The 20,551-nt window shown below is 63.2% G+C and carries 16 protein-coding genes; 5 read left to right on the forward strand and 11 right to left on the reverse strand.

Going from position 1 to position 20,551, the window contains the following annotated elements; translation table 11 throughout:
- Nucleotides 1-36 precede the first annotated feature (36 nt).
- The 8 genes from DM373_RS01310 to ppsA all read right to left on the reverse strand — a co-directional run bounded on the left by DM373_RS01310 (nucleotide 37) and on the right by ppsA (nucleotide 8,292).
- Nucleotides 37-1,071 (reverse strand): OmpA family protein, encoded by a 1,035-nt coding sequence (locus DM373_RS01310; protein WP_110991830.1) that lies wholly within the window; start codon nucleotides 1,069-1,071, stop codon nucleotides 37-39.
- Between the two features lie 110 nt (nucleotides 1,072-1,181).
- Entirely contained in the window at nucleotides 1,182-1,748 is a 567-nt protein-coding gene (gene sigX, locus DM373_RS01315) for an RNA polymerase sigma factor SigX (RefSeq protein ID WP_110991831.1), read from the reverse strand.
- A 113-nt stretch (nucleotides 1,749-1,861) separates the two neighbouring features.
- Nucleotides 1,862-2,686: a mechanosensitive ion channel family protein gene (locus tag DM373_RS01320; RefSeq protein WP_110991832.1), complete on the reverse strand. Its 825-nt coding sequence runs from the start codon at nucleotides 2,684-2,686 to the stop codon at nucleotides 1,862-1,864.
- Nucleotides 2,687-2,688: 2 nt separating this feature from the next.
- Nucleotides 2,689-2,952: a CrfX protein gene (locus tag DM373_RS01325; RefSeq protein ID WP_110991833.1), complete on the reverse strand. Its 264-nt coding sequence runs from the start codon at nucleotides 2,950-2,952 to the stop codon at nucleotides 2,689-2,691.
- Nucleotides 2,953-3,058: 106 nt separating this feature from the next.
- On the reverse strand, nucleotides 3,059-4,054 hold the full coding sequence (locus DM373_RS01330) for a zinc transporter ZntB (RefSeq protein ID WP_110991834.1): 996 nt from the start codon (nucleotides 4,052-4,054) through the stop codon (nucleotides 3,059-3,061).
- A 27-nt stretch (nucleotides 4,055-4,081) separates the two neighbouring features.
- Nucleotides 4,082-4,573, reverse strand: a complete 492-nt coding sequence (rraA, locus tag DM373_RS01335; protein ID WP_110991835.1) for a ribonuclease E activity regulator RraA — start codon at nucleotides 4,571-4,573, stop codon at nucleotides 4,082-4,084.
- Nucleotides 4,574-4,767: 194 nt separating this feature from the next.
- Complete coding sequence (locus DM373_RS01340; RefSeq protein WP_110991836.1) at nucleotides 4,768-5,760, reverse strand: alpha/beta fold hydrolase; 993 nt, start codon at nucleotides 5,758-5,760, stop codon at nucleotides 4,768-4,770.
- 156 nt (nucleotides 5,761-5,916) lie between these two features.
- Nucleotides 5,917-8,292 carry a phosphoenolpyruvate synthase gene (gene ppsA, locus DM373_RS01345; protein ID WP_110991837.1) on the reverse strand — a complete coding sequence of 792 codons (2,376 nt, stop codon included), beginning with the start codon at nucleotides 8,290-8,292 and terminating at the stop codon, nucleotides 5,917-5,919.
- A 182-nt stretch (nucleotides 8,293-8,474) separates the two neighbouring features.
- On the opposite strand from ppsA, the gene ppsR reads away from it, so the two are divergent.
- A complete protein-coding gene (gene ppsR / locus DM373_RS01350; protein ID WP_110991838.1) occupies nucleotides 8,475-9,293 on the forward strand; it encodes a posphoenolpyruvate synthetase regulatory kinase/phosphorylase PpsR in 819 nt (272 codons plus the stop codon).
- Between the two features lie 184 nt (nucleotides 9,294-9,477).
- On the opposite strand, the gene DM373_RS01355 is transcribed toward ppsR, so the two are convergent.
- Nucleotides 9,478-14,343 (reverse strand): NAD-glutamate dehydrogenase, encoded by a 4,866-nt coding sequence (locus DM373_RS01355; RefSeq protein WP_110991839.1) that lies wholly within the window; start codon nucleotides 14,341-14,343, stop codon nucleotides 9,478-9,480.
- Between the two features lie 342 nt (nucleotides 14,344-14,685).
- Between DM373_RS01355 and DM373_RS01360 the strand changes: the two genes are divergently transcribed.
- From DM373_RS01360 to DM373_RS01375, 4 genes are all read left to right on the forward strand, one after another.
- Nucleotides 14,686-15,039 (forward strand): hypothetical protein, encoded by a 354-nt coding sequence (locus DM373_RS01360; RefSeq protein ID WP_110991840.1) that lies wholly within the window; start codon nucleotides 14,686-14,688, stop codon nucleotides 15,037-15,039.
- Nucleotides 15,040-15,237: 198 nt separating this feature from the next.
- A complete protein-coding gene (locus DM373_RS01365) occupies nucleotides 15,238-15,948 on the forward strand; it encodes a FadR/GntR family transcriptional regulator (RefSeq protein ID WP_110991841.1) in 711 nt (236 codons plus the stop codon).
- A 103-nt stretch (nucleotides 15,949-16,051) separates the two neighbouring features.
- Nucleotides 16,052-17,245 (forward strand): L-2-hydroxyglutarate oxidase, encoded by a 1,194-nt coding sequence (gene lhgO, locus DM373_RS01370; RefSeq protein ID WP_110991842.1) that lies wholly within the window; start codon nucleotides 16,052-16,054, stop codon nucleotides 17,243-17,245.
- Between the two features lie 43 nt (nucleotides 17,246-17,288).
- Nucleotides 17,289-18,617 carry an MFS transporter gene (locus DM373_RS01375; protein ID WP_110991843.1) on the forward strand — a complete coding sequence of 443 codons (1,329 nt, stop codon included), beginning with the start codon at nucleotides 17,289-17,291 and terminating at the stop codon, nucleotides 18,615-18,617.
- Nucleotides 18,618-18,623: 6 nt separating this feature from the next.
- On the opposite strand, the gene flhB is transcribed toward DM373_RS01375, so the two are convergent.
- Together flhB and fliR are read right to left on the reverse strand one after the other, a co-directional pair.
- Entirely contained in the window at nucleotides 18,624-19,766 is a 1,143-nt protein-coding gene (flhB, locus tag DM373_RS01380) for a flagellar biosynthesis protein FlhB (RefSeq protein WP_110991844.1), read from the reverse strand.
- 2 nt (nucleotides 19,767-19,768) lie between these two features.
- Entirely contained in the window at nucleotides 19,769-20,545 is a 777-nt protein-coding gene (fliR, locus tag DM373_RS01385) for a flagellar biosynthetic protein FliR (protein WP_110991845.1), read from the reverse strand.
- Between the last annotated feature and the right edge of the window lie 6 nt (nucleotides 20,546-20,551).

Here is a 20,551-nt window from a genome sequence, read left to right on the forward strand (position 1 = left end):
GGCCAAGGCCGGGTTTTTCGTGAAGCTTCAAACCAATTACTTGGCCTGGGCTTCTACCTGAGCTTCTACGCGACGGTTAACGGCGCGGCCAGCTTCGGTGGCGTTGTCGGCGACCGGACGGGTCTCACCGTAGCCAACCGAGTCAACACGGCTGGATTCGATGCCGTACTGCTGGGTCAGGACCTGCTTGACAGCGCCAGCACGACGCTCGGACAGCTTCTGGTTGTAAGCGTCTGGGCCGACGGAGTCAGTGTGACCTTCCACGGTGGTGGTGGTCTGTGGGTACTGCTTCATGAAGTCAGCCAGGTTCTTGATGTCGCCGTAGCTGTTAGGCTTGACGACCGACTTGTCGAAGTCGAACTTGACGTCCAGCTCAACGCGAACGACTTCGGCAACAGCCGGGCAGCCATCAGCGTCAACGGTAACGTTGGCTGGGGTGTCAGGGCACTTGTCGACGTTGTCGCAAACGCCGTCGTTGTCGCTGTCGGAGCAGACTTCAGCAACTGGAGCTGGAGCGGCTTCGGCGTGCTTCGGGCTACCGCCGAAGTTCAGGCCGATACCAACGCTCGGGGCCCACTCGGTGTCGCCCTGGTCGATGTTGTACTGAGCTTCAACGCCGGCACGGGCGTAGAACATGTCAGTGATGTACCACTTGGCGCCAGCGCCAACGTTGGCGAAGGTGGACTGGTTACGACCACCACGGCCGGTCTGGCCGAGCGACTGGTGGGAGAAACCGGCCGAAACGTATGGACGGATGGCGTCGTACGGGTTGTTGAAGTGGTACAGAGCGTCCAGGGCGGTGTTCGAGCCCTTGATGTTCTTGCCGTCTTCGCCACGGGCGTTGTGGACTTCGTCGTAGCCCAGACGCAGTTCAACGTCGTCGGTCAGGAAGTAACCAACCGAACCGCCGAACAGGTTGCCGTCGTTCTTGAAGTCGCGCTGGCTGTCGAAGAATTCTTTCTTGTAGAAGCCTTCAACCTCAACGGCGCCTTGACCTTGTGCCAGAGCGCCAAACGAAGTGGCGGCTACAAGCGAACCAATGGCCAAGCCCAAGGTGTTTTTCAATTTCATCCGTTAAATCCCCATCTGGTGATAGTTAAGCAGTCCCACCAACATCCGGGGGACAACTCGACGGCAAGTCTAGCAGAACTTGCCGGTTGGTTAGAGATATTTGAACGCCACTAAGTTTCAGTGAGCCCAGCAAATTTCTCTCTAAGCTTGTCTAACGCGCGTTTGTAGCGCATTTTCGTGGCGCTCAGGCCCATGTGCATGATGTCGGCGATCTCCTGGAATTCCAGCTCTGCGACAAATCGCAGCACCAGGATTTCCCGGTCGATCGGGTTCACATGCACCAGCCATTTATCCAGCCCGCCTTTCTCTTCCGGTTTCGGAGCCTTGTCCTCGGACGCCTCTTCGACAGGGTCCAGGCTCAAGGCATCCATCAACCTGCGCTTGCGACGCTCCTTGCGGTACTGGGTGATGCATTCGTTGTAGGTGATGCTGTAGAGCCAGGTCTTGAACTTGGATTTACCCTCGAAGTTCTTCAGCCCGTACAACACCTTGAGCATCACCTCCTGACAGACATCGTCAGCATCCCGGTCGTTCCCCAGATACCGCGCACACACATTGAACAGCGTGCGCTGGTAGCGCCTCATGAGCTCCTCATAGGCGCGGGTAACGTGAAACAGCTCCTCATGCGAACGCGCCACCAACTCCTCGTCGGTGAGCTCCCGGGGGTCATAGCGCATGGGCGGCAAATGAACTTTATTCAATGCGGATCTGGCCGACAGTCGGGTCAATGTCGCCGCTCAGCCCCAAGGGCCGATTTTCGCGGCGGCATACATTAACAGCTTTTGTGCGGTTAGCGGCTATTTACGCGCTGCTCGAGCAGCTCGCGATTCGACAGCGACACCAGTTCGCCATCATCGGTCAGCAGCGTGGTCTTGACCGTGCCGATTTCTTCGATATGCCCTTCGACCTCTCCAATCCGCACCTGCTGGCCGACCTGATAGAGTTCGCGCACGTAGATTCCAGCAAGAATCTGCCCGGCGATTTCACGGCTGCCGAGGCCCATTGCCAAGGCAATTGCCAGACCAACGGTTATCAAACCGATGACGATCACATGGTTCAGCAGGTCGGTCTTGACCTCCAACTGGCTGATCGCCACCGAGATGCTGATGATGATCACCAGGCCCTGGGCAATCCGCCCGACACCAGCGGCGTACTCCAGGCCAATGCCTTCGGCAGCGCCGCGCACCAGGCCGTTGACCAGCTGTGCCAGCAGCACGCCGGCCAGCAGCACCAACGCCGCGCCGAACACCTTCGGCAGGTACAGGGCAAGCATGTCGAGCGTTGCCGACACCCGCTCCAGGCCCAGGGATTCCGCGGCAGAGACCAGGAAGATCAACAGCACGAACCAGTAGACGATCTTGCCGACCAGCGTCGAAATCGGCACCTGGATCCCCGCCCGGGCAAGGATCTTGGTCAGCCCGGTACCGCTCATCAAGCGATCCAGGCCAAGTTTGGCCAGCAGCTTGGACAGCAGCGTGTCGAGCAGCTTCGCCACGACGAAACCAAGCAGCACCACCACCAGCGCCCCGAACAGGTTGGGGATGAAGTTCGCCACCTTGGTCCAAAGGGCAGTCATGGCGGTGACCAGACTCTGGGTCCAGAGATCGAGTTCCATATTCAATCGGCCTTATCTACGTTTCTGCCGGAGGCAGGGTTGCGGGTGGCATTGCGACGCACTGGCGCGACATGCGCCGAGCCATTGTTGACAGCGATCATCAGTGCCTGGCTCCAGCGGCCCAGCAGGCTGAACAGATCGCCCACGCCGACCTGGCGGTTGGCGGTCTTGAGCACGCGACCCAGGCAGGCGGCGTCGTCGCGCTCCTGGCCGGAGGGTGACGCCTTGAGCAGGTCACGCAGGGATTCTTCAAACGGATCGTGCATGGGCACCTCGCGCAGTGTCAGTCAAAGACGAGAGCTGCGAGCGATGGGTCACACAGGGATGTGGGACGAATGTTTCAGGATGAGAACAGAACAGGCCGCACGCCATCTAGACCCACCGCAGCTTGCGAAACAGCAGCCACTGCCCCACCGCCAGGCCAAGCACGATCAGGCTGGCGAACAGGAAACCATAAGGGCTGTTCGAGCCCGGTATGCCGCCGACATTGATGCCCAGCAAACCGGTGATGAAGCTCATGGGCAGGAAGATGCAGGTAATGATGCCGAAGCGGTACATGGTCCGGTTCATCCGCTCGCTGCGGCGCCGATCCTCGCTTTCCAGCACCAGGGCAGCGCGCTCGCGGGCCAGCTCCAGCTCTTCGAGATAACGGATCAGGCTGTTGTTGAGCTCGTTCCAGTAGTCGCTGTCGGGGTCGGCGAACCAACTGCATTTGTTACGCGACAACTGCGCGTAGATATCCCGCTGCGGTGCAAGGAAACGGCGCAGGCCGGCGGCACGTCGACGGATCTGCTGCAGGCTGCCTTGCTCAGGCGCATACCGTTCGTCGGCTTCCACCTTCTCTTCTTCGAGATCGACCGCCTCGGACAGGTCGCTGACCAGCGCCTGGACCTTCTCGGTGAGCAACTCGCCCATCAGCAGCAACAGCTCGGACGCCGATTTCGGCCCCCTGCCCTCGTCCAACTGCTGAAGCACCTCGTCGCTGGCACGCAGCGGCCGCAGACGCAGCGAGATGACCCGCCGCGCTTCGGCGAAAATGCGCACCGAAACCATGTCCTCGGGCTCGGCACCCGGGTTGAGGTTGACCCCGCGCAGGAACAGCAGCATCTGCTCGTTGGCCAACTGCAGCAGGCGCGGGCGGGTGTTCTCTTCCAGCAGCAGGTCGCAGGCGAACTCGCTCAGGCCACTGTCGTGCAGCAGCCAGGTGCGGGTTTGCGGATGGCTACGATCCCAATGCAGCCACAGGCTCTCCAGCGGCTGCAGCTGCAAATCGTCCAGCTCGGTACGGGCTATCGAACGCGCGCCGCCTTTGCCATCGAGCACCAGGGCATGCACCAGCCCCCACTGCGCGTTGTCTTCCTCGAACATCAAAGCTCCATCAGCGCGCGCCGCGCGTCACTCGGGCATCTTCAGCGGGCTTGGCGAGACGATTATGCCATTGTTGTCGGCGTACACATACTCGCCCGGGCGGAAGGTGACTCCGGCAAAGGTCACCGCGACGTTGAGGTCGCCAATACCGCGTTTGTCGGTTTTCATGGGATGGCTGGCCAGGGCCTGCACACCCACATCGGTCTGCACCAGCACGTCGACGTCGCGCACGCAGCCGTAGATCACCAGGCCTTCCCAGCCGCTCTTCGCCGCCTTTTCGGCGAGCATGTCGCCCAGCAGCGCACGGCGCAGCGAACCACCGCCATCGACCACCAGCACCTTGCCTTTGCCATCGAGTTCGACCTGCTCCTTGACCAGCGAGTTGTCCTCGAAGCACTTGATGGTGACGATCTGGCCGCCGAACGAGTCGCGGCCACCGAAGTTGCTGAACATGGGTTCGAGCACCTGGACGAGGTCTGGGTAGGCGTCGCACAGGTCGGGCGTTACGTAATGCTGCATGGGAAACTCCTGTCAGTCACAACGAAAGCGAAGGTGGGACCAAGGCTACACCTTGCAAGGCATGGCAGTCATCCGGGACCGAGCAGTCAATTTACTTTTGCCTGCTGCGGCCTCTTCGCGGGTAAACCCGCTCCCACAGGAGAGGTGTGAAGTCCTGTGGGAGCGGGTTTACCCGCGAAGAGCCCAACGCAGAATCAACTGGCAGGCACCGGCTCCATCACCACCGTCGAGGCATGCACCGGCACCTGTGGATCCCTCAGCCAGCGCTCCACCAATGGCCACACCTGGGCCTGCGCGGCCTTGCTGACCAGCATGTCGACGTGCCCGAAGGCATCGAAGCCCTGCTCCTGCCCCAGGCGCAGGAACTGCTTGCTGTCACCGCCCAACTGATCGAACAGCTTGCGGCAAGCCCACACCGGGTCCTGGAAATCCCCTGCCCCGGCCACGGCCAATACCGGCACATCGACCTCGGCCAGCCCCGCCCACCAGTCGCGGTCCTTGTCGCCGAAGCGGCCGAACAGGCCATTCCAGCGCAGGCTTTCAAGCGCCAGGCCAATCGGCTCGTCTTCCGGGCCACGCTTGAGCCGCGAACCGCTGATCTGGGCAAAACGCTTGAGCAGCAGCTTCGCCCCCCACGCCACCGGCGGCACCTTGAGCGGCCAGTACACGCGGCTGACCTGGGCGCCGAAGAAGGCCGCGCTGGCCACCTGCGCACTGGCCAGGTAGCCACCGCCCAGCGCAGCGGCCAGGGTGGTGCCGCCCAGGGAATGGCCCAGCCAGTGCGGCGCCTGCCCAGCTTGCTCCTGGACAAAGGCGCCAATCACCGGCAGGTCATAGCGGGCATAGTCGGCCACACGATTCTGCTGCCAGTCGCGGTTGCGTGGCGACAGGCCATGGCCGCGCATTTCCGGGATCCATACATCGAAACCGGCACGGGCGAGGTAGGCACCCAGGCCGATGCCCTTGGGTGAGTACCAGAAGCGTCGATTGGAAAAACTGCCGTGCAGGAGAATGATCGGCACGCCTTGGGCACGATCCTGGTCGGCAAGGCCCAGACGAGTGACGGCCAGCTCGACGCTCGAATCGGGGCTGTTGCCGGCCTTGATCCGGTAGACGTCTTCGCTGAGGTCGCCGCGGCGCTCGGCACTGAGCAACGCGACGGGGAATTGGGTGCTGCTGCTTTGCATGGCTTCACGAACAGATAAAAGACGACAACGTGGGAGCGGGCTTGCCCCGCGATGGCGTCGGGACAGGCTACTAGAGGTGTCCTGGCTGACGCCATCGCGGGGCAAGCCCGCTCCCACGCATAAACACGAGGGCGCCATGCGCCCTCGCCAATCACATCAGGCTGCGCCCTGGCCTTCGGCCAGGAAGAACCAGGTCTCGAGCACCGAGTCCGGGTTCAGCGACACGCTCTCGATGCCCTGCTCCATCAGCCACTTGGCCAGGTCCGGGTGGTCCGATGGGCCCTGGCCGCAGATGCCTATGTACTTGCCAGCCTTGTTGCACGCGGCGATGGCGTTGGCCAGCAGTTTCTTGACCGCAGGGTTACGCTCGTCGAACAGGTGGGCGATGATCCCCGAGTCGCGGTCCAGGCCCAGGGTGAGCTGGGTCAGGTCGTTGGAGCCGATCGAGAAACCGTCGAAGTACTCGAGGAACTCTTCGGCCAGGATGGCGTTGGACGGCAGCTCGCACATCATGATCACGCGCAGGCCGTTGTCGCCACGGGCCAGGCCGTTTTCGGCGAGCAGGTCGACGACCTGGCTGGCTTCGCCCAGAGTGCGCACGAACGGCACCATGATCTCGACGTTGGTCAGGCCCATCTCGTTGCGCACGCGCTTGAGGGCGCGGCATTCGAGCTCGAAGCAGTCACGGAACGACTCGCTGATGTAGCGCGAGGCGCCGCGGAAGCCCAGCATCGGGTTTTCTTCTTCCGGCTCGTACAGCTTGCCACCGATCAGGTTGGCGTATTCGTTGGACTTGAAGTCCGACAGGCGCACGATGACCTTTTTCGGGTAGAAGGCTGCGGCCAGGGTGCTGATACCCTCGACCAGCTTCTCGACATAGAAGCCGACCGGGTCGCTGTAGCCGGCGATGCGCTTGTCGACGCTCTCTTTGAGCTCCGGCGGCAGGCCCGCGTAGTTCAGCAGCGCCTTGGGGTGCACGCCGATCATGCGGTTGATGATGAACTCCAGGCGCGCCAGGCCCACACCTTCGTTGGGCAACTGGGCGAAGTCGAACGCGCGGTCCGGGTTGCCCACGTTCATCATGATCTTGAACGGCAGCTCCGGCATGGCATCCACCGAGTTCTGCTTGACGTCGAAGCCCAGCTCGCCTTCGAAGATGAAGCCGGTGTCGCCTTCGGCGCAGGACACCGTCACGCCCTGGCCGTCTTTGAGCACCTGGGTGGCGTTGCCGCAACCGACCACCGCCGGGATACCCAGTTCACGCGCGATGATCGCCGCATGGCAGGTACGCCCGCCGCGGTTGGTGACGATGGCGCTGGCGCGCTTCATCACCGGTTCCCAATCCGGGTCGGTCATGTCCGAGACCAGCACGTCGCCGGGCTGGACCTTGTCCATTTCCGACACGTCCTTGATCACGCGCACCTTGCCGGCGCCGATGCGCTGGCCGATGGCACGGCCTTCGACCAGCACGGTGCCTTTCTCCTTGAGCAGGTAGCGCTCCATGACGTTGGCGCTGGCGCGGCTCTTCACGGTCTCAGGGCGGGCCTGAACGATGTACAGCTTGCCGTCGTCACCGTCCTTGGCCCATTCGATGTCCATCGGGCGCTGGTAGTGCTGCTCGATGATCATCGCCTGCTTGGCCAGCTCGGCCACTTCGGCGTCGCTCAGGCAGAAGCGTGCGCGTTCGGCGCGGTCGACTTCGACGGTCTTGACCGAACGGCCGGCCTTGGCTTCATCGCCGTAGACCATCTTGATCGCCTTGCTGCCCAGGTTGCGGCGCAGGATCGCCGGGCGACCGGCCTGCAAGGTGTTCTTGTGCACGTAGAACTCGTCCGGGTTGACCGCACCCTGCACGACGGTTTCACCCAGGCCGTAGGCGCCGGTGATGAACACCACGTCACGGAAGCCCGACTCGGTGTCGAGGGTGAACATCACGCCGGCGGTGCCGGTTTCGGAGCGGACCATGCGCTGCACGCCGGCGGACAGGGCGACCAGCTTGTGGTCGAAGCCCTGGTGCACGCGGTAGGCGATGGCACGGTCGTTGAACAGCGAAGCGAAGACTTCCTTGGCCGCACGGATTACGTTGTCGACGCCACGGATGTTGAGGAAGGTTTCCTGCTGGCCGGCGAACGAGGCGTCCGGCAGGTCTTCGGCGGTGGCCGAGGAGCGCACGGCGACCGCCATGTTGTCATTACCGGCGGCCATTTCGGCGAAGGCCGTACGGATTTCCGAATCCAGACGTGCCGGGAATTCGGCTTCCATGACCCACTGGCGGATTTGTGCGCCGGTCTTGGTCAGGGCATTGATGTCGTCGACGTCCAGCGCGTCGAGCGCGGCGTGGATACGGTCGTTCAGGCCACTCTGTTCGAGAAAGTCGCGGTACGCCTGAGCCGTAGTGGCAAAGCCGCCCGGAACCGAAACGCCGGCACCGGCAAGATTGCTGATCATCTCGCCCAGGGATGCGTTCTTGCCCCCCACATGCTCCACATCATGGACGCCGAGCTTATCGAGGGAAACTACGTACTCTACCAAGGTGATCTCTCCACTAACTGTATTGGAAAAGCTCAAGGGCGCCCGCCTGTCTGCTCTGCGACTGGGCCGGGACGCTTGTGGCCTGGACCTGGAAAATAAGTGAGAATGCCGAGCAACCGCGTTCGGCAAACCGAACCTATCATATCCAGAAATCTTCGGCAGCTTAAGGCCCCCAGGTGCAAATGAAACGAACCGCGTTTTTCATCTCCGACGGTACCGGCATCACTGCAGAAACGTTGGGGCAGAGCCTGCTCGCACAATTCGAGAGCATTCCGTTCAATAAATTCACCCGTCCCTACATCGATACGCTGGACAAGGCCCGGGCCATGGTCCAGCAAATCAACGCGGCGGCCGAGCGTGACGGGGTGCGCCCGATCATCTTCGACACCATCGTCAACCAGGACATCCGCGAAGTCATGGCCACGTCCAATGGCTTCATGATCGACATCTTTTCGACGTTTTTATCCCCACTCGAGCAGGAATTGACCGCCCATTCGTCGTATTCCGTGGGCAAATCCCACTCCATCGGCGGCAATTCCAACTACATGGAGCGTATCGAGGCGGTCAACTTCGCCCTCGACAACGACGACGGCGCGCGGACCCATTACTACGACAAGGCCGACCTGATCCTGGTCGGCGTGTCACGCTGCGGCAAGACCCCGACCTGCCTGTACATGGCCATGCAGTTCGGTATTCGCGCCGCCAACTACCCGTTGACCGAGGACGACATGGAGCGCCTGCAGCTGCCGGCGGTGCTAAAGAAGCACCACAACAAGCTGTTCGGCCTGACCATCGATCCCGACCGCCTGACCGCCATCCGCCACGAACGCAAGCCCAACAGCCGCTACTCGAGCTTCGCCCAGTGCGAGTTCGAGGTGCGCGAGGTGGAGAGCCTGTTCCGCCGGGAGAACATTCCCAACATCAATTCCACGCATTTTTCGGTGGAAGAGATTTCGGCGAAGATCCTGGTGGAGAAAGGCGTGGAGCGGCGCTTCAAGTAAACCGCTGCGAACCTGTGGGAACAGGTTCAGTACGGACAGCGTGGGAGCGGGCTTGCCCCGCGATTAACCATAGCCTGACCCGACGCTATCGCGGGGCAAGCCCGCTCCCACGCCTCGCCTCCCCAGACAAATGAAAAAGCCCCGGCATCACTGCCGGGGCTTTTCTTTTACCTCAACGCAAGGCTCAGGACGGAATCACCGCCGCCTGCCCGCTCATCGCCAGGTCGACCAGCTCGCGGTTGGCCACCGCGTACATCGCATAGTCGGTACCGGTGGCGTTGCGCAGGTCGTCGAGCATGGCGCGCCAGCGCTCCACCATCACCCGGTGCTGCTCGCACCACAGGGCCACGCGGGCGTCCATGTCTTCAGGCGCATCGGCCATCTGCAATACCGAGATGGTGATCGCCCGCTGCTGCAGGTCGATGTCGTCGCGGAATGCTTCGCGGGCCAGGGCCTGCCAGTTGTTTTCCACCGGCAGGTTGCTGATTTCCTGCAGGTACCAGGTCAGGTCCAGCGAGCTGCCCACGGCGAAGAACGCCTTGGCCACCTGCGCAGGATCATGCCCGGTCACGTCGGACGCCTCGATGATCGGCAGCAGGGTGTACAGGTGCGTGGTACCGGCCACCATGCGCGCCAGCAGCTCCGGCACACCGGCTTCGACGAAGCCCTGGTAGCGGACCATCCAACGCTCGCGGGTCGGGCCTTCGAGCAGTTCGTCGAGCTTGAGCCCAAGCTGGGCGATCTTCGGCCCGAAGTGGGCCACGTCACGGCCAGCGTCCTGCTCGTTGCGCCGGCTACGCAGGAACCAGCGGGTGGCGCGGCGGCCCAGGCGCATCAGCTCGTCCATCAGGGTCAGCTGGATCTCGGCCGGCACCTGGTAGTCGAGGGCCTCGATCTGACGGAACCAGTGCGGCAGGTGGAAGATGTCGCGCACGATCACGTAGGCGCCGGCCACGTTGGCCGGGCTCATGCCGGTGGACTCCTTCAGGCGCTGCACGAAGGTGATGCCCATGTTGTTGACCAGGTCGTTGGCGATCTGGGTGCTGACGATCTCGCGTTTCAGGCGGTGGCCGCGCATGGAGTCGGCGTACTTGGTCACCAGCGACGGCGGGAAGGCGGTCTCCATGTCGCGGGTGAGGTAGTCGTCGTCCGGCACCAGCGACTTGAGCAGTTGCTCCTTGAGGTCGATCTTGCTGTACGAGATCAGCACCGACAGCTCGGCACGGGTCAGGCCCTGGCCTGCGGCCAGGCGCTCGGCCAACTGCTCTTCGCTGGGCAGGAACTCGATGGCGCGGTCCAGCTTGCCCCGGGCCTCGAGGTCGGCCATCAGGCGCTTGTACTCGGCAATCCGCTCGCGGGCGCGGCGCGCGGCCAGTGACAGCGCTTGCGTCTGCTTGTAGTTGTTGCCCAGCACCAGCCCGGCCACTTCGTCGGTCATGCTGCCCAGCAGCTGGTTACGCTGCTTCTCGGTCATGTCGCCGGCCTGCACCACTTCGTTGAGCAGGATCTTGATGTTGACCTCATGGTCGGAGCAGTCCACACCACCGGCGTTGTCGATGAAGTCGGTGTTGGTGGCGCCGCCATTGAGGCCGAACTCGACACGGCCGAGCTGGGTCATGCCCAGGTTGCCGCCCTCGCCCACCACCTTGCAGCGCAGTTCGTTACCGTTGACGCGCAGGGCATCGTTGGCCTTGTCGCCGACATCGGCGTGGCTTTCGCTGCTGGCCTTGACGTAGGTGCCGATACCGCCGTTCCACAGCAGGTCGACCGGCGCCTGCAACAGGGCGTGCAACAGCTCGGTCGGGGTCAGGCGGTCGGCCTCGATGGCGAAGCGTTCCTTCATCTGCGGGCTGATGGCGATGCTCTTGGCACTGCGCGGGAAGATCCCGCCGCCTTCGGACATGATGCTGGTGTCGTAGTCGCTCCAGGCCGAGCGCGGCAGGTCGAACAGGCGCTTGCGCTCGACGAAGCTGGTGGCCGGGTCCGGGTTCGGGTCGATGAAGATGTGCAGGTGGTTGAACGCGGCCACCAGTTGCAGCTTGTCGGACATCAGCAGGCCGTTGCCGAACACGTCACCGGCCATGTCGCCGACACCCACCACGGTGATCGGGTCTTCCTGCACGTTGATGCCGCGCTCGCGGAAGTGGCGCTGCACGCCCACCCACGCGCCACGGGCAGTGATGCCCATCTTCTTGTGGTCGTAGCCGGCCGAGCCGCCCGAGGCGAACGCATCGCCCAGCCAGAAGCCGTAGTCGATGGCGATGCCGTTGGCGATGTCGGAGAAGGTCGCGGTGCCCTTGTCCGCGGCGACCACCAGGTACGGGTCGTCATCATCGTGACGCACCACGTTCGCAGGCGGTACCACGCCACCGTCCTTGAGGTTGTCGGTGATGTCGAGCAGGCCGGAGATGAAGATGCGGTAGCACGCCACGCCCTCGGCGGCGATCTCGTCACGGCTGCCGCCCAGCGGCAGGCGGCGCGGCAGGAAGCCGCCCTTGGCGCCCACCGGCACGATCACCGAGTTCTTCACCTGCTGGGCCTTGACCAGGCCCAGCACTTCGGTGCGGAAGTCTTCTTCGCGGTCCGACCAGCGCAGGCCGCCACGGGCAACGTTGCCGAAGCGCAGGTGCACGCCCTCGACCCGCGGCGAATAGACGAAGATCTCGAATTTCGGTACCGGTTTGGGCAGCTCGGGGATCAGCTTGGGGTTGAACTTGAAGCTGAAGTACGACTTGTTCTGGCCGTTGGCGTCCGGCTGGTAGAAGTTGGTGCGCAGGGTGGCCTTGATCAGGTCAAGGTAGCGCCGCAGGATGCGGTCCTCGTTGAGCACCTGCACCTCGTCCAGGGCGGTGAGGATCGCCTGCTCCAGGCGCAGTTGCTTGTCGTCGAGGTCTTCCTGGGTGAGCTTGCGCGCCAGGTAGAAACGGGTCTTGAACAACCGGGTCAGCTCGCGGGCGATGTCGGTGTGGTTGTTCAGGGTGCTGGCGATGTAACCCAGGTCGAAGCCCAGGCGGATCTGCTTCAGGTACCGGGCATAGGCGCGCAGCAGCGCCACGTCGCGCCACGGCAGGCCGGCGGTCAGCACCAGGCGGTTGAAGGCGTCGTTCTCGGCGTCGCCCTTGACGATGTGGACGAAGGCGTCCTGGAAGGTGTCGTTGAGCTGCTGGATATCCAGGTTCAGGCCTTCGCTGTAGGTGAAGGCAAAGTCGTGGATCCAGAACTCACGGCCGCTGGCATGGCGCAGGCGGTAAGGGAACTCGCCGAGCACGCGCAGGCCGAGGTTTTCCAGAATCGGCAGCACGTCCGACAGCGCCAGCGGCGTATCGGCGTGGTACAGCTTGCAGTGCAGCGTGCGTTCACCGAGTTGCGTGAGCGGCTGGTAGAAGCTCATGGCCAGCGGTTTTTGTTCCGACAGGTTCAGCACGTGCTGCATGTCGACCACCGCCGAATGGGCGGCAAAGCGCTCGCGATAGCCGGCCGGGAAGCCTTTCGGGAACTCATCGAGGATGTTGGTGCCCTGGGCTTCGCCGAAGTTTTCCACCACCAGCGCCGAGTAATCGTCATGCCACGAGCGGCACGCCTGGATCACTTCGTTTTCCAGCTGCTGCAGGTCGATATCGATGCGGTTCTTCGGGTCGACGCGCAGGATCAACTGCACGCGGGCCAGCACCGATTCGGAGAAGAAGGTCCAGAATTCGCAGTCGGTGGCCTTCAGGCGCTCCATCAGCACCTGCTGGATCTTCTGCCGCACTTCGGTGGAGTAGATCTCGCGAGGCACGTAGGCCAGGCAGTAGCAGAAGCGGCCGTACGGGTCCTTGCGCAGGAACACGCGGATCTTGTTGCGTTCCTGGATCTGCACGATCGACATGGCGGTGCTGAACAGCTCGTCGACCGGGGTCTGGAACAGGTCGTCGCGCGGCAGCACTTCGAGTACCTGCGCCAGCTCCTTGCCCAGGTGGGCCTTGGGGTCGAAGTGCGAGCGGCGCTCGACTTCGGCCACCTTGCCGCGAATGTAAGGGATGGTATGCACGCTCTCGCCGTACACCGACGAGGTGTACAGCCCCATGAAGCGGCATTCCTTGAGCACATTGCCGTCTGCGTCGATCTGGCGGATCGACACGTAGTCCGGGTAGGCCGGGCGGTGCACGCGGCTCGGTTGCGAGGCCTTGGCGAACGACAGCAGGCGCGGCTCGCGCAGGTAGGCGACGGCGTAGTCCTCGATGCGCAGGTCGTCGGCACCCAGGCCGGCGCGCAGCAGGCGGGTCAGACCGAGGAACGAGGCATCGTCGTAGACCAGGTGGCCACCGTCGGCATCGGCCTGGACGGTGAACTCTTCATAGCCGAGGAACGTGAAATGGTTGTCCAGCAGCCACGACAGGAAGCTCTTCACCTCTGCCTTGTCGTTCTGCGCCGGGCCAAAGGCGTTCTGCTCGACCAGTGCCAGCAGTTCATGGATCTTGGCCTTCATCGGCTCGAAGTCGGCGACCACGCCGCGCACTTCGGCCAGCACCTGCTCCAGCTCTTTGGTCAAGGTAGTGAGCTCGGCGCTGTTGGAGCAGCGGTCGATCTCCAGGTACATCAGCGATTCGTGGCTGACGCCCTCGCCCTGGGTGCCCTTGGGCAGCAGCTCGACCAGTTCGCCCTTGCTGGCGCGGCGTACGCTGAGCACGGTGGTCTGCAGGGTGTGGATGCTGTAGCCGCGGCGGTTGAGTTCGGTACGCACCGAGTCGACCAGGAACGGCAGGTCGTGGTGCAGCACCTCGACCACGGTGTGGGTGGATTGCCAGCCGTGGCGTTCGTAATCAGGGTTGTAGACCCGCACCTGCGGGTGCTCGGGGTCGAAGCGCTCGATGATGCGCCAGGCGGAAAGCGTGCAGCCGGCGAGGTCGGACAGCCGCCGCTGAGTGAGTTCGTCCAGAGAGATGATGCCGAAGAACTGGTCGGCGAACAGTGCAACTTGTGGCAGGGACTGTTCGCTGATGTGCTGCGCCAGGGCCGCTTGCAGTTGATGCTGGAAGTCGGCTTTGCTGGCTGCGGTGAAGAACGCCATCTGTGGTACTCCGCTTGGGCTTTTATAGGTGAAGCGTCGCGTGCGTGCGCCTTGTACGGATCAACCATAGCCAACCCGTGGCAAGACGGAAGCGTTGGGTACCTGCAAAAGCGACTGCCCGGTGGCTGTGCCTTTACGGGAACCCATCGACTGGGGAGCTTAACGACTGAACGGTCACTCCGGCTTGCAGCGCTGCGACATATTCGGTCAATGACCGGCAGCCAGCCTCGGACTGCAAGCTTCGCGCCGCAATCGGCAAAATCCGAGATTGAGGCCGCAACGCTTGACCTGCCGAACCTTGAAGCTGAAGCTTGCGCCTTTGACTACCGACCCGAGCCGCCCATGCAATTGAAAACCGCCCTGCTCTTCGCCACCCCTTGCGACGACGAGGAAGACAACATGGCGACCCTGTGCTGCCACAGCGACAAGGGCCAGATGTTCCTGCTGACCCGTTACCCGGACGAGGACACGGTCGACCTGACCCTGGATGACGAGCCGTCGACCCTGAATGGGCTGAAGGTGACACTGAGTGCCGAACGCTTGCTGATCGAGGTGGCTGCGGGGGACCGCGATGCGCTCAAGGGCGATGAAGCGCTGGAAATCATCCTGACTTCGCAAGGCAGTGATATGGAGGAAGTGGCGCTGACATTGCGCAACATCCTTGAAGGTACCGGGACATTCAACAACGAACTTTGAAGGCGGCCTGCCGGCCTCTTCGCGGGTAAACCCGCTCCCACAGGTGCAGTGCCGCCCTTGGGGCTTGCAGTGAACCCGTGGGAGCGGGTTTACCCGCGAAGAGGCTGCAACAGGCGACTTTGCCAGCAGCGCCTCCGTTGACAGGGGACCCTCGGAACAGGCATTGTCTGACAACCTGATCAATTGGCTCCCCCCTCCATGCTAGAACTCCAGCGCCCCGACACCCTGGTCGAACGGGTCGTCAGCGCCATCCGCGGCGAGATCGATGCCGGCCGCCTGGCCGCCGAATCGCGCCTGCCCACCGAACAGCAACTGGCCGAACAGCTGAATGTCAGCCGCTCGGTGGTACGTGAGGCCGTGGCACAGCTCAAGGCCGATGGGGTGCTGATCGCCCGCCGCGGGCTCGGCTCGTATATCTCGCAGACGCCGCACGGCACGGTATTCCGTTTCCCCGACAGCCAAGGGCGCAAACCGGACCTGGTGCAGATGTTCGAGATGCGCCTGTGGATCGAAACCCAGGCCGCCGCCATCGCCGCGCGCCGCCGCGATGCCGATGACCTGAAGCGCATGGCCCTGGCCCTGGGCACCATGGAAGACCAGCGCAGCGACTTCGCCACCGCCTCTGCCGCCGACGTGGCCTTCCATCGCGCTATCGCCGAGGCCAGCAAGAATGACTACTTCGTTGCCTTCCATGATTTTCTCGGGGGCCAGCTGGCCGCCGCACGTCGCACCGCCTGGGAAAACTCCGCCGCCCACTCGATAGGCGGTTCGGCCGATGCTCTAAGCGAGCACCGGGCACTGTACCAAGCCATCTACGCTGGCGACCGCCAAGCCGCCGCCGCTTGTGCCGAAGCACACCTGCGGGCCTCGGCCAAGCGCCTGAAACTCGACCTACCCACCCTCGACTGAACCCGGAGAACCTCATCGCATTCCCGCGAGGTTTTCTCGCGCACTACTTAGTCTGACAACCTGATAAGCAGATCCACCGACAAGAACACCAAGGTAATCCTGCATGACTTACGACTACTGCATCATCGGCGGCGGCATCGTCGGCCTCGCCACCGCCATGGCCCTGCTGCAACAGCGTCCTGGGGCCTCACTGCTGATCCTGGAAAAGGAAGCCAGCCTCGGCCGCCACCAGACCGGCCACAACAGCGGCGTGATCCACGCAGGCATCTACTATGCCCCCGGCAGCCTCAAGGCTGACCTGTGCAAGCGCGGCGCCCAGGCCACCAAAGACTTTTGCCGCGAGCACGGCATCGCCTTCGACGTCTGCGGCAAGCTGCTGGTAGCCTCCAACGACCTGGAAATGCAGCGCATGCAGGCGCTTTACGAGCGTTCGCAACAGAACGGCTTGAAGGTCGAACGCCTGGACGCCGCCGAGCTGCGCCAGCGTGAGCCGAATATCGTCGGCAAAGGTGCGCTGTTCCTCGACGCCACCGGCATCGTCGATTACAAGCAGGTGTGCAATGCCATGGCCAAGGTCATTCGCCAGGCCGGTGGCGAGCTGCACCTGTCCACCCCGGTGCGCGCGATCCAGGAGCATGCCGAGCATGTCAGCGTCAGCAGCGACGGCAATACCTGGCACGCCCGCCAACTGGTGGCCTGCGCCGGCCTGCAGTCCGACCGCCTGGCACGCCTGGCCGGAGTGAAGATCGATCACCAGATCATCCCCTTCCGCGGCGAGTACTACCGCTTGCCGGCGAGCAAGAACCAGATCGTCAACCACCTGATCTACCCGATCCCCGACCCGGAGCTGCCGTTCCTGGGGGTGCACCTGACGCGGATGATCGATGGCAGCGTCACCGTCGGCCCCAACGCGGTACTGGGCTTTGGCCGGGAGAACTACCGGAAGTTCTCGGTGAACTGGCGCGATGTCGCGGAGTACGCGCGCTTCCCAGGGTTCTGGAAAACCATCTGGAACAACCTCGGCTCCGGCACCGCCGAGATGAAGAACTCGCTGTTCAAGCGTGGCTACCTGGAACAGTGCCGCAAGTATTGCCCGTCCCTGCAGGTCGAAGACCTGCTGCCCTATGAAGCCGGCATCCGCGCCCAGGCCGTGATGCGCGACGGCACCCTGGTGCATGACTTCCTGTTCGCCGAGACCCCGCGCATGGTGCATGTCTGCAATGCCCCGTCGCCGGCTGCCACCTCGGCCATCCCGATTGGCCAGATGATCGCCGAGAAGATCCTCAAGGCCCGCTGATTCACCGCTGCACACCCCATTACAAAGACAATAAGGAAACCCCATGTCGGTACACGAGGCGGCCCCGGCCGCAAGCGAGACCCCCGAACAGCAACGCAAACGCCTGCGCAAGGTGGCAGCGGCGACCATCTTCGGCTCGATGCTGGAGTGGTACGACTTCTATCTTTACGCCACCATGGCGGCGATCGTCTTTTCGAAGATCTTCTTCGACCCGAGCAACCCGGCAGTGGCCTCACTGCTGGCGTTCTCCACCTTCGCCATCGGCTTCATCGCCCGCCCCTTCGGCGGCGTGCTGTTCGGCTACCTGGGCGACCGCTTCGGGCGCAAACACGTGCTGGTGATCACCTTCTGCATGATGGGCGTGTGCACCATGCTCATCGGCCTGATCCCCGGCTACGCCACCATCGGTATCTGGGCACCGATCCTGCTGGTGGTGATCCGCATCATTCAGGGCCTGGGCGCCGGCGCCGAACTGTCCGGTGCGGCGGTGACTTCCTATGAACATGCCAGCGAAGGCAAGCGTGGCAGCCAGGGCGCCTGGCCGGCGCTGGGGCTGAACCTGGGCCTGTTGCTGTCGTCGCTGACCGTCTACCTGCTGACCATGAACGGCAATGAATTCCTGCTGGCCGGTGGCTGGCGCATCCCCTTCATCGCCAGCATCGCCCTGGTAGCGGTAGGCCTGTGGGTGCGCAAGAGCATCCCCGAGACCCCGGACTTCAAGGAACTCGACCACGCCGCTGACAAACCCAAGGTCTCGCCCCTGAAACTGCTGTTCAAGAACGACCTCAAGGGCCTGGCCGTGGTGTTCTTCGTCGCCATCGGCTACAACGCGCTGAGCTACATCTTCAAGACGTTCTCGCTGGCCTATCTCACCCAGTTCAAGGGCGTCGAAGCGCACGTCACGTCCCTGTCGGTGACCCTGGCCAGCCTGGTGGCGATCTTTGCCGTGCCGTTCTTCGGCTGGCTGTGCGACAAGTGGAGCAGCAAGACCGTGCTGATGCTCGGCGGGCTGCTGTCGGCGCTGTTCGCCTACCCCTTCCTGCGCTTGCTGTCGACCGGCGAGCCGATGCTGATCTATGTGGCCATCGCCATCGGCACCGGCATCCTGGCGCCGATGATGTTCGCCCCCCAGGGCTCGTTCCTCAGCCGCCAGTTCCCGACCCAGACGCGCTCTTCGGGCTTTGGCACCGGGCGTGAGGTCGGTACCGCAGTAGCGGGTGGCCTGGCCCCGTTGGGCGGGCTGGCACTGGTGGCAAGCTCCGCCACTCACTCGACGGATGGCGTGGCATTGATGCTTGCAGTGGCAGGTGCCTTGGTGGTGGTCGCCGCCTTCTTCGATCAAGGCTGGCGGCACTCACGCACCAAGAACTGATCGGCCTCAGCTGTCGCGCCGCAGGTCGTCGGGGATGGGCAGGTCCTTCTTCAACGGCTCCGGCGGCTTGCCCCTGCCGGCGCGGTACTGGCGGATCTGGAACACGTACGCCAGCACCTGCGCCACCGCCATGTACAACCCGGCGGGGATTTCCTGCTCGATTTCCGTGGAGTAGTAGATCGCCCGCGCCAGGGCCGGCGATTCGAGGATCTGCACCTTGTGTTCGACGCCGATCTCGCGAATCTTCAAGGCCATGAAGTCAGTGCCCTTGGCCAGCAGCAGCGGCGCCGCACTGCCTTTTTCCGGGTCGTACTGCAAGGCCACGGCATAGTGGGTCGGGTTGGTGATGATCACGTCGGCATCGGGCACCGCCGCCATCATGCGCCGCTGCGACATCTCGCGCTGCAGCTGGCGTATGCGCTGCTTGACCTCGGGCTTGCCCTCGGAGTTCTTGTACTCGTCGGTCACTTCCTGCTTGGTCATCTTCAGCTTCTTGTGCGACTGCCAAAGCTGGTACGGCACGTCGAGCCCAGCGATCAGCAGCAACCCCGCAGCCATCCACAAGGCACTCCAACCGACCACCTGGAGCGCCTGGATGATCGCCAGTTCCATCGGCATCTTGCCGATGGCCAGCAGCGCCTCACGGTCACTGACCAGCACCACCAGCGCCACCACCAGGATCATGATGAATTTGGCAAGGGCCTTGAGCAGCTCGGTCAGCGAATTCATCGAGAACATGCGCTTGATCCCCGACAGCGGGTTCAAGCGGCTGAACTTGGGTTGCATCAGGCTGCCGGAGAACAGGAAGCCGCCCAGGGCGATGGGCGCGACGAACGAAATGACGAACAGCAGGATCAGGATCGGCTGCACCGACCAGATGGCCATCTTGCCCGACGCCAGCAGGAACGCCCCCATGCTGCGCTCATCCACGATCACTTCGCGGGTCAGGGTGAAGTTCAAGCGCATCAGGTCCATCAGGCTTTCTGCCAGACTGCCGCCGAAGGCCAGAATGCCGCCCGCTCCCGCCAGGGTCACGGCAACCGTGTTCAGCTCCTTGGAACGGGCGATCTCACCTTTTTCCCGCGCGTCTTTTTTGCGCTTTTCGGTGGGTTCCTCTGTCTTGTCCTGCCCGCTCTCGCTTTCGGCCATGCTCAGCGCGCCCGTGCCAGTTCACGCAGCCACTGCAGCGCTTCGCTGGCCAGTGCCTGGTAGTGAGAAAGAATGTCGGCCAGGCCGACCCAGAAGATGCCCATGCCCAGCACCAGGGTGAGCGGGAAACCGATGGAAAAGATGTTCAACTGGGGTGCGGCACGGGTCATCACGCCGAAGGCGATGTTGACCACCAGCAACGCGGCGATCGCCGGCAGGATCAGCAGCAATGCGGCGCCCATCACCCAGCTCAGGCGCCCGGCCATCTCCCAGAAGTGATTGACCACCAGGGCGCTGCCCACCGGCAACGTGGTGAAACTCTCGGTCAGCACCTCGAACACCACCAGATGCCCGTTCATCAGCAGGAACAGCACGCTCACCAGCATGGTCAGGAACTGACTGATCACCGTGACGTTGACGCCGTTGGCCGGGTCGACCATCGACGCGAAGGCCATGCCCATCTGCACCGCGACGATCTGCCCGGCAATCACGAAGGCCTGGAACAACAGCTGCAACGAGAAACCGAACAACGCCCCGACGATGACCTGCTCGGCGCACAGCAGCAGGCCGCGCAGGCTCAACGGCTCGAATTCGGGGATGGGCGGCAAGGCCGGCACGATCACCACGGTGATGGCCACGGCCGCGTAAAGGCGAACCCGGGCCGGCAGCATCTTGGTGCCGAAGATCGGCATGGTCATCAGCACCGCCGTCACCCTGAACAGCGGCAGGATGAAGGTGGCGACCCAGGTGCCGATCTGCGCGTTGGTCAACTCCAGCATGGCGGC

Origin of the sequence: Pseudomonas sichuanensis (assembly GCF_003231305.1) — a bacterium.
Classification (GTDB): Bacteria; Pseudomonadota; Gammaproteobacteria; order Pseudomonadales; family Pseudomonadaceae; genus Aquipseudomonas; species Aquipseudomonas sichuanensis.

Coding starts and splice junctions, on each gene's coding strand:
- sigX (WP_110991831.1), bottom strand. CDS start 1,748: ATGCGCTATGACCCCCGGGAGCTCACCGACGAGGAGTTGGTGGCGCGT.
- DM373_RS01365 (WP_110991841.1), top strand. CDS start 15,238: ATGCTAGAACTCCAGCGCCCCGACACCCTGGTCGAACGGGTCGTCAGC.
- DM373_RS01340 (WP_110991836.1), bottom strand. CDS start 5,760: ATGCAAAGCAGCAGCACCCAATTCCCCGTCGCGTTGCTCAGTGCCGAG.
- DM373_RS01375 (WP_110991843.1), top strand. CDS start 17,289: ATGTCGGTACACGAGGCGGCCCCGGCCGCAAGCGAGACCCCCGAACAG.
- DM373_RS01355 (WP_110991839.1), bottom strand. CDS start 14,343: ATGGCGTTCTTCACCGCAGCCAGCAAAGCCGACTTCCAGCATCAACTG.
- DM373_RS01325 (WP_110991833.1), bottom strand. CDS start 2,952: ATGCACGATCCGTTTGAAGAATCCCTGCGTGACCTGCTCAAGGCGTCA.
- DM373_RS01310 (WP_110991830.1), bottom strand. CDS start 1,071: ATGAAATTGAAAAACACCTTGGGCTTGGCCATTGGTTCGCTTGTAGCC.
- rraA (WP_110991835.1), bottom strand. CDS start 4,573: ATGCAGCATTACGTAACGCCCGACCTGTGCGACGCCTACCCAGACCTC.
- DM373_RS01320 (WP_110991832.1), bottom strand. CDS start 2,686: ATGGAACTCGATCTCTGGACCCAGAGTCTGGTCACCGCCATGACTGCC.
- DM373_RS01360 (WP_110991840.1), top strand. CDS start 14,686: ATGCAATTGAAAACCGCCCTGCTCTTCGCCACCCCTTGCGACGACGAG.
- fliR (WP_110991845.1), bottom strand. CDS start 20,545: ATGCTGGAGTTGACCAACGCGCAGATCGGCACCTGGGTCGCCACCTTC.
- ppsR (WP_110991838.1), top strand. CDS start 8,475: ATGAAACGAACCGCGTTTTTCATCTCCGACGGTACCGGCATCACTGCA.
- flhB (WP_110991844.1), bottom strand. CDS start 19,766: ATGGCCGAAAGCGAGAGCGGGCAGGACAAGACAGAGGAACCCACCGAA.
- lhgO (WP_110991842.1), top strand. CDS start 16,052: ATGACTTACGACTACTGCATCATCGGCGGCGGCATCGTCGGCCTCGCC.
- DM373_RS01330 (WP_110991834.1), bottom strand. CDS start 4,054: ATGTTCGAGGAAGACAACGCGCAGTGGGGGCTGGTGCATGCCCTGGTG.